The organism is Collinsella sp. AM12-1, from assembly GCF_003472325.1.
Taxonomy (GTDB): domain Bacteria; phylum Actinomycetota; class Coriobacteriia; order Coriobacteriales; family Coriobacteriaceae; genus Collinsella.
This window is the reverse complement of sequence record NZ_QRLS01000014.1, coordinates 1-11,642: the sequence shown is the minus strand read 5'-3', so window position 1 is coordinate 11,642 and position 11,642 is coordinate 1. Positions and strand designations below refer to the sequence as shown.

The 11,642-nt window shown below is 62.7% G+C and carries 8 protein-coding genes; 3 read left to right on the top strand and 5 right to left on the bottom strand.

Annotated elements, in window-relative coordinates:
• Positions 1-12: 12 nt before the first annotated feature.
• The 4 genes from DW136_RS07630 to DW136_RS07615 all read right to left on the bottom strand — a co-directional run bounded on the left by DW136_RS07630 (position 13) and on the right by DW136_RS07615 (position 6,598).
• Complete coding sequence (locus tag DW136_RS07630; RefSeq protein ID WP_117583055.1) at positions 13-492, bottom strand: 4Fe-4S binding protein; 480 nt, start codon at positions 490-492, stop codon at positions 13-15.
• Positions 493-503: 11 nt separating this feature from the next.
• On the bottom strand, positions 504-3,503 hold the full coding sequence (gene ygfK, locus DW136_RS07625; RefSeq protein ID WP_118289354.1) for a putative selenate reductase subunit YgfK: 3,000 nt from the start codon (positions 3,501-3,503) through the stop codon (positions 504-506).
• A gap of 149 nt (positions 3,504-3,652) precedes the next feature.
• Complete coding sequence (ssnA, locus tag DW136_RS07620) at positions 3,653-5,008, bottom strand: putative aminohydrolase SsnA (protein WP_118289353.1); 1,356 nt, start codon at positions 5,006-5,008, stop codon at positions 3,653-3,655.
• Between the two features lie 195 nt (positions 5,009-5,203).
• Entirely contained in the window at positions 5,204-6,598 is a 1,395-nt protein-coding gene (locus DW136_RS07615; protein ID WP_055285183.1) for a uracil-xanthine permease family protein, read from the bottom strand.
• 352 nt (positions 6,599-6,950) lie between these two features.
• On the opposite strand from DW136_RS07615, the gene DW136_RS07610 reads away from it, so the two are divergent.
• The gene (locus DW136_RS07610; protein ID WP_233503003.1) at positions 6,951-7,607 is read left to right on the top strand and encodes a transcriptional regulator; all 657 of its coding nucleotides are present in this window, start codon (positions 6,951-6,953) and stop codon (positions 7,605-7,607) included.
• A 122-nt stretch (positions 7,608-7,729) separates the two neighbouring features.
• On the opposite strand, the gene DW136_RS07605 is transcribed toward DW136_RS07610, so the two are convergent.
• Positions 7,730-8,107 (bottom strand): RidA family protein, encoded by a 378-nt coding sequence (locus DW136_RS07605; protein ID WP_089572469.1) that lies wholly within the window; start codon positions 8,105-8,107, stop codon positions 7,730-7,732.
• A 298-nt stretch (positions 8,108-8,405) separates the two neighbouring features.
• Between DW136_RS07605 and DW136_RS07600 the strand changes: the two genes are divergently transcribed.
• Together DW136_RS07600 and DW136_RS07595 are read left to right on the top strand one after the other, a co-directional pair.
• Positions 8,406-10,901, top strand: a complete 2,496-nt coding sequence (locus DW136_RS07600; protein ID WP_117639607.1) for a U32 family peptidase — start codon at positions 8,406-8,408, stop codon at positions 10,899-10,901.
• Between the two features lie 15 nt (positions 10,902-10,916).
• A complete protein-coding gene (locus DW136_RS07595) occupies positions 10,917-11,576 on the top strand; it encodes an RluA family pseudouridine synthase (protein WP_233509001.1) in 660 nt (219 codons plus the stop codon).
• Positions 11,577-11,642 lie beyond the last annotated feature (66 nt).

Sequence of the window (11,642 nt, the reverse complement as noted above, 5' to 3'; positions counted from 1 at the left end):
GGTGATTCCCTTCTACACGCCGGCGGCGATGCCGGTGCGGTCGTGGATGGCGCCATGCGGGCAAACGACGGCGCACATGCCGCACGACAGGCAGTCCGCGCCGTCGATATGGGCACAGTTGTCCTCGATGCGGATAGCGCCGGCAGGGCACTTTTTGGCGCACATGCCGCAACCGATGCAGCTCGTGTCGCAGACCTTGCGCGCAATGGCGCCCTTATCGGTGTTGTTGCAGCGCACCAGAATGTTCTGGTAGCCGGGGACGAAGGCAATCACGCGCTGCGGGCATGCCATGCCGCACAGGCCACAACCCGTGCACCTGGAGCGGTCCACGCGGGCGATGCCATCAACCAGCGCAATGGCGCCGTGGGGGCAGGCCGTGACGCAGGCGCCACAGCCAATGCAGCCTTCGTTGCAGCGGGCGTCGCCGCCTGCGGAGGCACAGCCGCTTCCGCAGGCAACGTAGGCCACGTTATGTTGAATGGATTTGGCCATAAGAGACTCGCCTATTTCTTAAGAAGGTACGAATAGTTGTCGCGCACGGCCCTGATGGTCAGGCGGACGGCCTCGGGAAGACCGGTGTTGACGGCATCGACCGAGACGGTGCGGACCGTGCCGGCGACGCGGACTTTAAAGTGGTCCTCGTCCACAGCCAGGAAGCCCTCGTTCTCGGAGTTCTCCATGTCCTGCTCGCTCCAGAACAGGGTGAGCTTGTCCTTATAGGGACGACCCTCCTGGTAGGGGCAGAACACGGCGCAGTTGCCGCACTCGTTGCACATGCCGTCGACATGTACCACCTGATGCTTGGCCAGGCCCGGCACCTTAATTGCCACGTTGGCGCGGTTGGGGCACACGTCGCAGCAGACCTCGCACACCGAGCCGCAGCCCAGGCAGCGGGTCTTGGTGCAGTTGCGCTTGTCGCGGCACAGCGACCCCTTGCGCTCGTAGCAGGTGTCCTCGCGACCGGCCTGCTCGTTGCAGTCGGCGTACTTGTTAAAGTCCACGCCGGCAATGGCACGGGCGACCTCGGCGGCGTCGGCGATAGCCTCGACCACGGTAGCAGGACCGCGGCGGCAGTCGCCCGCAGCCCAGACGCCCTCTACGCCGGTGGAGGTGGCGGCAAGACGACCGCGGCGGTCGTGCTCGACGCCCGCGGCATCGTACAGGCTGGCATCGATGCCCTCGCCCACGGCGCAGATCACCGTGGTGGCGGGAAGCTCAACGGTCTCGCCCGTGGCGACGGGGCTGCGACGGCCGCTTGCATCCGGCTCGCCAAGCTCCATAACATCGCAGGTCAGCACGGCACCGTTGAGTGCCTTGGGCGCCAGCAACTCGCAGAACTCAACGCCGTCGGCAAGAGCAAAATCGAGCTCTTCCTCGTCGGCGGGCATCTGCTTCTTGGTGCGGCGATACACCAGGCGCACGTTCTTCACGCCAGCCAGGCGCTTGGCCACGCGGGCCGCGTCCATGGCGGTGTTGCCGGCGCCAATGACCACGACGTCCTCGCCCAGCTCGAGCTTCTCGCCCTTCTTGGCGGCCTCGAGGAACTCCAGCACATCGAGCTCGGCACCCTCGCCCAAGCCCGCAGAGCCGGGCATCCAGGCACCGGTGGCCACGACCACGTCGGTAAAGCCCTGGGCCTTGAGCTCGTCAATGGAATCAACGCGAGCGTTGAGCTGCACCTTGGCGCCAAAGGCCAGGCAGAGCTCGGCGTCGTGGGAGATATCGTCGCTCGCGATACGGAACTCGGGGATTACGTGACGGACCACGCCGCCAAGAGAGTCGCGGGCCTCAAAGATGGTGACGGGCACGCCGGCACGCGTCAGGAAGAACGCCGTCGCCAGACCGGCCGGGCCGCCGCCGATAACGGCAACGTTGCGCTCGGCGTCGTTGGCAATGGCCTGGGTGCGCAGCTTGGGCAGCACGGCGGTCATGGCCTCGCGGGCGGCCTTGAGCTTGCTGGCGCGAATCTGGGCGCCCTCGGGCTCGTAGAATGCGCGCTCGCAGGCACGGCCGCAGGGATGCGGGCAGATGGTGCCGGTAATGAACGGCAGGGCGTTGCGCTCGATGATATTGTTGAGCGCGTCCTCGTAGCGGCCCTCGTCAACAGCCGCCAGATAGGCAGGGATATCCTGCTGGATGGGGCAGCTCGTACGGCAAGGCGTGGTAAAGCAGTCGGAAAGCGGGCTCTTGCCGGCGACCTTGCGGTCGGGCAGCGGGCGCAGCGGCTTCTTGTAGAGCGGGTTGGTGAGCGAGTCGGTCTGGATCGCAGTCACGGCCTCGAGAGAGACGCCCGCGAACGGCTTGCCATCCAGGTCGGTAAACTCGCCGGCCATCTGGCTAAAGCGCTCGTAGCCACCGGGCTTGAGTACGTCGGTCGCCAGGGTAACGGGCCAAATGCCGGCATCGTACAGGGCACGAATGTTGTAGACCGTGGCACCGCCGGAGTAGCTGATGCGCAGCTTGCCATCGAACTGCTCGGTAATGCGGCGGGCGGCCTCGATGGTCAGCGAGAACAGTGAACGGCCCGACATGTACATCTCGGTGGAAGGCAGCTCGTTCCTCGTCACGTCGACGGGGAACGTGTTGGTCAGCTTGACGCCAAACTCCAAGCCTCGCTCGGCGCACAGGGCAATCAGGCGCTCGAACATGGGCACGGCGTCGGCCCACTGCAGGTCCTCGCGGAAGTGTGTATCGTCGAAGACGATGTAGTCAAAGCCCAGCTCGTTCAGACGCTGGCGGGCAAACTCATAGCCCAGCAGCGTGGGGTTGCACTTGATGTAGGTGTTGAGGCCCTTCTCGGTGATGAGGTAGGTCGCGATGCGCTCGATCTCCGCCGGCGGGCAGCCATGCAGCGTGGACTCGGTTATGGAGTTGGACACGCGCGCCGGGATGGACTCGACAAACGCGGCGTCGACATGCTCAAACTTGTCCAGGTTGGCGAGCGCCCATGCGCGGCACTCGTTCCAGACGTCGGAGCCGCTGGCGTCCTTCATGCCTTCGATGTAGGCATCGACCTTGGGGCTCTTAATGCCCTCCAGGTCATAGCCCACCGACATGTTGAAGACAAAGCCGTCCGGGCTGCCCAGACCGTACTCGCGAGCGATCAGGTGGCAGGCAAACCATGCCTTCACGTACTCGGCAAAGGCCTGCGGAACCTCGAGCTCGGTCGACCATTCGCAGTTGTAGCACTCGTCCTGAGCCACGATGCAGGGCTTGTTGACGCACTTGGAGAGCTCCTCGCCGTCCATAACCTGGACGGTCTTGAGCTCAAAGAAGCGAGAACCGGCCACATAGGATGCCACGATGTTCTGGGCAAGCTGCGTATTGGGGCCGGCGGCCGGGCCAAACGGAGTCTCGATGCGCTCGTCAAAAATGGGAAGCGCACCCTCCTGGTTGGTCGTGACCATCTTGCGCACGCCAAAGATGGCGTCCTGGGTCTTGTGCTCCTCGATGATCCAGTTCATCAGCTGCGAAAACGGGATCGGCCTCATGATGTCGCTCATAGTGAGCTCCTCTCTGTAACGCCCGGCGAGACCGCGCGGCGGGCGCAAATACGGTGTAGCGCTAGCACAGCGCCGGCGACCCCGCGGAGGTCGCCTATACGCGCGTCGGATGCGGCGAAACATCTGACGCGCGCGAATCTACTTGTGAATTAGTAGGTGCGACCGTTGAGCGTGCTCCAGAGCTTCTTGGACTCAGCCATGGTCCACGCGTTGATCTTGTCCTCATCAATGCCAACGAACTCGCGATCCTTGTACAGGACGCGGCCGTTGATGATGGTGGTGCGGCAGTTTTTGCCCATCATGCCAAAGAGCATGTGGCCGTCGATATTCTCCTCGCTCAGCGGCGTAAAGGGCTTGTAGTCCATAACGATGACGTCGGCGGCAGCGCCGGCCTCGAGCACGCCGAGCTTGCGATCGAAGTACTTGCTCGCCATCTTGGCGTTGTTCTTGAAGAGCATCGTCATGGCCTCGCACCAGCCCACGTTGGGCATGGCGGCGTTGTGGCGTTGAATGATCAGGAAGACCTTGAGGCTCTCGAGCATGTCGTGGGTGTAGGCGTCGGTGCCCATGCACACGGGGATGCCGCGGCGGAAGAACTCGAGCACGGGGGCGCAGCCCACGGCGTTGCCCATATTGGATTCGGGGTTGTTAACGAGCCAGGTGCCGGACTCCTTGACGATATCCATCTCGGCGGGCGTCACGTGGATGCAGTGGCCCAGCATGGTGTCGGGACCCAGCAGGTTGTGCTGCAGCAGGCGCTCGACGGGGCTGATGCCGCCGCGGTTGAGGCGGGAATCCCACACGTCGTTCATACCCTCGCATACGTGGATGTGGAAGCCGGTCAGGCCGTTGTTGGCCTCGGCCATCTTGTCCATGGTCTCGTCCGACAGCGTAAAGGTGGCGTGACCGCCAAACATGGCGGCGATCATGTGGTTGTCGTTATCGCGACGCTCCTTGGCGGCCCACTGGGCAAACTCGGCGTTCTCGGCAATGGCCTGGTCACATTTTTCCTGGCCGCGTCGATCGGAGACCTCGTAGCACAGGCACGAACGCATGCCCAGCTCCTGAGCGGCATCCTTTATGGTAAAGAGGCTTCCCGGAATCTCGCAGAAGCTCGCATGGTGATCGAAGATCGTGGTGACGCCATCGCGGATGGAGTCAAGAATCGTGGCATAGGCGCTGGCCTTGGTGCCGTCGAGCGTCAGGTTGTCGTCGATCTTCCACCACTGCTGCTCAAGATTCTCCAGGAAATTGGTAGGGTTGCAGCCCTTAATGGCAAGGCCGCGGGCCAAACCCGAGTAGATGTGGGTGTGGCAGTTGATGAGTCCGGGCATGATGAGGTTGCCCCGGGCGTCGACGTACTCGGCATCCGGGTACTTGGCCTTGAGCTCGCACTCGGGGCCCACTTCGACGATCGTATCTCCGTCAATGGCGACCGCACCGTTTGGAATGAACGGGGTCTGAGCATTGCGGGTAAAGACAGAACCGTTAGCGACCAGAAGCATGGATGCTCCCTTCAACATCAGGGGCGGGGTTTGACACCTCTGACATGGCGGAGTGCGAAGCGCCGGCCTACACCGGAAACGGGCCCTCTCCCGTCAACGCTTCACCAAAGGGACAAACCCTTTGAAGTGCGGCTTGGCGCCGCATGACGTCGGCGGACGAGGCGATGCGCCCGCCGACGAATAGCACCGAATTGGCTACTTCTTGCTCTCGGGCAAGACCAGATCCACGGCAGCGTCCTTGGCAGCATCGATGTGCTGAGCCACGACCGGCGTCTGCGGAAGAATCAGGTTAAGGACGATGGCCATGATGGCGGTGGGGGTTACGGCATTGGAGCCGATGACGGTGGACACCCAGGCGGGCATACCCTCGCCGGCAAGGCAACCGCTGGCCATCCAGATACCCAGGCCAAAGACGACGGAGGTACCGACGATGGTGGTAGTGCGCTGCGTGAGGCCCTCGCGGGTGAACATGCGCACGCCGTTCATGGTGATGGTGCCAAACACGCCCACGGTAGCACCGCCGATGACGGGCTGCGGGATAGCGGAAAGGACGGCAGAGAGCTGCGGGAACAGACCGGCGATGGCAAAGACGGCAGCGATAATCACAAAGACCCACTTGTTGACGACCTTGTTGGAGCAGATGATGCCCACGTTCTGGCCAAGGGCGCTGGTGGGAAGACCGCCCAGCAGGCCGCCGACCATAGAGGTAAGGCCCTGGGACACGATAGCGCCGGAGAGCTCGCGCTCGGTGGGCATACGGTCGATGGAGCCCAGGCAGGCGGCGGAGACGTCACCGATAACCTGGATGGCAACCATGGGGAACACGACGGCGAGGGTAATGCAGACCTCGGGATCAAACTCGAGCGCGTAGGGCATGAGCTTGGGAAGGGCGAAGACCTGAGCGGTGGCGACGCTGGAGAAGTCGATCATGCCGAAGGGGATGGAGACGATCATGCCAACGATCATGCCAAAGAACACGGAGCCCAGCTTGAGCGTGCCCTTGCCAAAGTTGGCGAGCGCAAAGACCACGGCGAAGGTGATAAGAGCGACGCACCAGGCCTGCGGGGTGCCCCACAGCGGCGTGCCCATGCCGCCGGCCATGTACTTGACGGCCGTGGGATAGAGAGAGACGCCAATGGAGAAGATGACCGTACCGGTCACGACGGGCGGGAACAGCCACTTGATCTTGCTGTAGGCCAGACCAAAGAGGACCGCGACGGCGCCGCCGACGATCTCGCCGCCCAGCAGCGCACCAAAGCTAAAGCCCGAGGCACCCATGGCCTGCAGGGCCGGCAGGAACGCGAACGAAACGCCCATGACGATGGGCAGGCCGCCGCCGATGCGACGGAAGGGGGCAAAGGCCTGAAGGGCCGTGTCGATCGCCGAAAGAATGAGCGCGACCTGGATGATGTCGGTGCTCTGCTGGCTATTAAAGCCGTAGACACCGGCCATGATGACAGCCGGGGTGATGATACCGGCAAACGAAGCCAGTACGTGCTGAAGGGCACACGGGATCATTTCCTTAACGGGAGGCATGCCTTCACGAGTGAACAGGGCTTCAGTGCCGTTCGTAACCGTCTCCTGGGTCATTTGACCACCAATCCTCGAAATAGTTGTTTTCGCATCTAACGCTCTATTGTGACGCAGTGCGGGGTTGAGGTTGTGCCTTCGTTGCATATCGTATTAAAGATGATTCTCATTCTCAATAATAATTTTTTGTTATCAGACTATTCTTCGGCTGAAATAACTCGTTTCCGCAGGTCAGGAATGTGTCTGGTCTAAATAACATCTTACTTTTCTTTTGGTCGACCGTTTACCGCCAAAATCATACCGTTCGTCTGCATTACGCAATGTACCTGCGGATATACGAGATGATGAGCAGCGTGTTACCATGAGAAAAAATTGTTATGAACATTTCCGATTTCACCCAAAGGAGTTGCCCGTGAACGAGACCGTACGCCGCTTTTTGCCGATGGTCGATTTCCTGGAGCAGATACTCGGCAAGAACAGCGAGATCGTGCTGCACGATTTCTCGGATCCCGACCACGCCATCGTCGATATTCGCAACGGCATCGTGAGCGGCCGTAAGATCGGCGGTCCTGCCACCGATCTGGCGCTCAAGATCATGCACGACCCCAAGTATCGCGACCTGCCGTTTATTACGGGCTACGAGGGCCGCGGCGCCGGCGGCAAAACGCTGGAGTCGGCGACGTACTTTATCCGCGAGGATAACGAGATCGTCGGTATGCTCTGCGTCAACACCGACCTCTCGACCGTGCGCTCCATCAACACCATGGCGCAGCAGCTCATGGCATGCTTCGACGCGGCGCCGACGCGCACGGAGCCCGCCCCTATCGAGGTCGAAAGCCTTTCGGAGTCCACGCAGGAGCTCATCGACCGCAGCATTGCCGAGTTGCTGAGCGCACGCGGGCTGGATGTAGCGTCGCTTGGTCAGAGCGACCGCGTGGACGTCATTCGCCACCTCAACGGCAACGGGGTGTTCATGCTCAAGGGCGCTGTGGCCTGCGCCGCCACCGCGCTGGGCATTTCGGAGCCCAGCGTATACCGCTACCTGCAAAAAGTCCGCAAGGAAGGCTAAACGTGATCCCTTGGGGACGAAGGGAAACGGATCATTTTTGTCGCATCGCTTGACAAAAGACCCTGCAGCTCGCACGCGCTGCAGGGTCTTTTTGCATGTCATGTTTAGTTGTTACCAACACCTTAGAGAGCGGCGACAACCTCGATCTCGACCAGACCGCCAGCCGGAAGGGCGGCAACCTGGAAAGCGCTGCGCGCGGGGAACGGAGCCTCGAACTTGGAGGCGTAAATCTCGTTCACGGCGGCAAAGTCGGCGATGTCGGCCAGGTAGACCGTGGTCTTGACGACATCGGCAAACGTGGCGCCGGCAGCGGTCAGCAGAGCCTCGACGTTGGCGAGGGACTGCTTGGCCTGGGCCTCGACACCCTCGGGCAGCTTGCCGGTCGCGGGATCGATGCCCAGCTGGCCGGACAGAAACACCATGTTGCCAGTCTGGATACCGGGGGAATACGGGCCGATGGCTGCGGGTGCGTTATCGGAAGACACGACGGTCTTGCTCATATTTTTCTCCTTACAAGTAAAAGGGAACGGGAGCGCGGCGTTCACACCGGGAGGCACAGTTCGGTCTGAACACCGCGCTTGATTGGGATAGTAGGGGATGAGTTTGCCCGATGCAAGATAATTATCAGCCTTCGAGAATATTTTATCGCCCAACGGTTTCCCCGGACCGCTGAACGGTTCTCATATGAAGCAGCCAGTCCAAGCTGCTGAAGACTTTATCCCGCTTAGAGCACGGGCATCGCCTGCCGCGATGGCACCACTATACTTTTGATTATCTGAGCATTTTGAAAGGCAGGATATGACCGCAACCGCCAGTCGAACCACCAACCGTAGACCCGAGCTCTTGGCCCCCGCCGGAGGCCCGGAGCCCTTCGCCGCCGCACTCGCTGCCGGGGCAGACGCCATCTACTGTGGCATGGGCAGCTTCAACGCCCGCCGCAAGGCAACGAACTTTACCGACAAGGCCTTTGAGCAGGCCTGCCGCGCTGCACACCTGGCCGGCTCGCGCGTCTACGTCACGGTCAACATCGTCATCAAGCAGTCCGAGATGGCCGATGCGTTGCAACTCATCCATCGCTGCTCCACGCTGGGCGCCGATGCCTTCATCATCCAGGACTGGGGTCTGTTCTTTGAGGTCAAGCGCACGATGCCCGGCATCGAGACGCATATCTCGACCCAGGCGAACATCCATGACGACCGCGGAACCATCTGGTGCCGCGAGCAGGGCGCCGACCGCGTGACCCTCTCGCGCGAGCTCTCCATCGACGAGATCGCCGCCATCCACGACGCCGCGCCCGATGTCGACCTCGAGGTCTTTAGCCACGGTGCCATCTGCTTTTGCTACTCGGGTCTGTGCCTGCTGTCGAGCTTTGCCATGGCGGGCCGCTCGGCCAACCGCGGCATGTGCGCCCAGCCCTGCCGCCTGCCCTACGAGCTAATCGACGAGAACGGCCGCACGCTCTCCCCCGCCGGTCGCGAGCGCGCGCTGTGCCCGCGCGACACCAACACTTCGCAGCTTGTTCGCCGTCTGTATGACGCCGGCGCCGCATCGCTCAAGCTCGAGGGCCGCATGAAGGCGCCCGATTACGTGTATTCCATCGTCGACGTGTATCGTCATCAGATTGATGACATGCTGGCCGGAACCACCGTTGCCAAGGACGAGAAAGCCGCCCGCCAGCGCCAGCTCAAGCGCTGCTTTAACCGCGACTTTACGCACGCCTATCAGGACGGCACCTCGGGCGACGAGATGATGAGCTATGAGCGTTCCAACAACCGCGGCCAGATCGTGGGCACGGTGCTGGGCAGCCGCCCGGCCAACCGAGATGTGCGCGGCCTCAAGCCCGACGACCGCCGTCGCCGCGCCGCCATCGCCCGCATTGAGCTGTTTGAGCCCGTGGAAAAGGGCGACCTGCTGGAGCTTCGCCACGATGATGAGTTCGATCAGTTCCTAACCACTATCGCTGCCGATGATGCCGCCGTCGGTGACATCATCGAGTGCCGCGTGCCCCGCAGCATGCCCGAGGGCTGCCGCGTGCGCGTCATCCGCAGCCAGCGCGCCATCGACGCCGCCGGCGCCGCGCTCAAGCGCGACGTGCTTCGCCGCCGCGCCGTTGATGTAACCGTTGTGGCGCATCTGGGCGAACCGTTTACCGTGACGCTCACCTGCTGCGACGCCCCATCGCTTACGGCCACGGCCACGGGCTTTACCGTCGAGGCCGCCAAGACCCGCGCGGTCGAGGCGTCCGATTTGGTAGAGCACGTCGGCCGCATGGGCTCCTCGCCCTTTGAGGCAGCGAGCTTTGACGTTTCGCTCGACGCCGGCTGCGGTATGGGCTTCTCCGCCGTGCACAAGGTGCGCGCCGCCGCCTGCAAGGCATTGGAGGAGGCCATTCTGGCGCCGTACGAGGAGCGCGCGAAAACGCTCGAGTTGCCGGTGATTGTAACCAGTGGTTCCCGCCCCGCGCCCGCGCACTACCGCGACGAGCCGCAGATCTGCGCCACCGTCACCACGCTCGAGGCTGCCGAGGCAGCCCGCGCGGAGGGCGCAACGCGCATCTACATGACCACCAACGCGCTCGATGCGGCCAAGCTCTCCCCCGCCGATACGTTTGAGCAGGGCATCGTACCCGTGCTCGATGAGGTCTGCCGCGCCGTTGACCACGTCCGCGTTGACCCGTGGGTTGTTGCCGGTGCCACGGTCGCTATTGGCAACATCTCTGAGCTTGCCCTGGCCGCCCAGGTTGGCGCCACGGCCGAGATTCGCTCTTGCCTGCCGGTTCATAACACGCCCTGCATGGAAGCGCTTGCCGAGCGCGGAGCCGGTGCGTTTTGGCTCTCGCCCGAGATCACGCTCGACGAGATTGTCTCGCTCGGCGCCGCCGCGCCCGCGGCGCTGGGCATCACCGTCTTTGGCCGCCCGCGCGTCATGACAAGCGAGCATTGCATTCTGCAGGTTGCCAACGGCTGCATCCACGATTGCGCCAACTGCCGCCTGCGTGCCCGCAAGCTCTCGCTCAAGAATATCGACGGCAAGGTCATGCCCGTGCGCACCGACATCCATGGCCGCTCTCGCTTGTACGACGCCTACCCCATCGACCTTACGCCGCAGGTACCACAGCTGCTCGACGCCGGCGTGCGCCGTCTTATGGTGGACGGCACGCTGCTCGAGACGGATGAGGTGGGCCGCGCCGTCGCACGCGTCCGTCGCGCTGTCGAGGCGGCTCAAGCCGGCCGCAAGCCGGCCGCCCGCCTGCGCGGCGCCACCTCGGGCTGCATGTTTGTGGGAATTAGCTAACCGAAAGGCTTACACGTGAACGAAGAACCTCAAGTCCTCTATTGCGACGCCTGGCTCATGGTCATCGACAAGCCCGCCGGCATGATCGTCCACGGCGACGGCACCGGCGAGCGCACGCTCACCGACTACGCCAGCGACCTGCTGCTGGCGATGGGCGACGGCTTTGCCGCGACCGATATGCAGCCGCTCAACCGCTTGGACCGTGACACCACCGGCGTGGTGCTGTTCTCACTCGACAAGCAGACGCAGCCCGCCTTTGACCAGATGATCATCGACCACGCGTTCGAAAAGCACTACCTGGCGCTCGCCGAGGGCAAGATCGACTGGAACGAAAAGCTCATCGACAAGCCCATCGCCCGCGACCGTCACGACAGCCGCAAGATGCGCGTCGGCGCCAGCGGCAAGCCGTCTCAAACGCGCGTGAAGGTGCTCAAACGTCTTAAGAGCCGTCGTGGCCTGCCCACGCGCTCGTATATCGATGTCGAGTTGCTCACCGGCCGCAAGCACCAGATCCGCGTACATCTGGCCAGCGAGCGCCATCCCCTGGTGGGCGATGACCTGTACGGAACGCCGCGTCCCTACGGCCTGATGCTCCATGCCCACAGCGTGTCCTTTACGCATCCCGTAACCGGCGAGCACATCCACATCGAAGCCCCCTGCCCCTGGGAGCCCTAAACCACCACAAAGGGGACAGGCACCTTTTGAACTGCATCCCATTTCTTGGACTTTGAAATTAAGGTT

Bases quoted from the DNA above. Each gene is read 5' to 3' on its own strand.
- DW136_RS07630 (WP_117583055.1), bottom strand. From the start codon at position 492: ATGGCCAAATCCATTCAACATAACGTGGCCTACGTTGCCTGCGGAAGC.
- ygfK (WP_118289354.1), bottom strand. From the start codon at position 3,503: ATGAGCGACATCATGAGGCCGATCCCGTTTTCGCAGCTGATGAACTGG.
- ssnA (WP_118289353.1), bottom strand. From the start codon at position 5,008: ATGCTTCTGGTCGCTAACGGTTCTGTCTTTACCCGCAATGCTCAGACC.
- DW136_RS07615 (WP_055285183.1), bottom strand. From the start codon at position 6,598: ATGACCCAGGAGACGGTTACGAACGGCACTGAAGCCCTGTTCACTCGT.
- DW136_RS07605 (WP_089572469.1), bottom strand. From the start codon at position 8,107: ATGAGCAAGACCGTCGTGTCTTCCGATAACGCACCCGCAGCCATCGGC.
- DW136_RS07600 (WP_117639607.1), top strand. From the start codon at position 8,406: ATGACCGCAACCGCCAGTCGAACCACCAACCGTAGACCCGAGCTCTTG.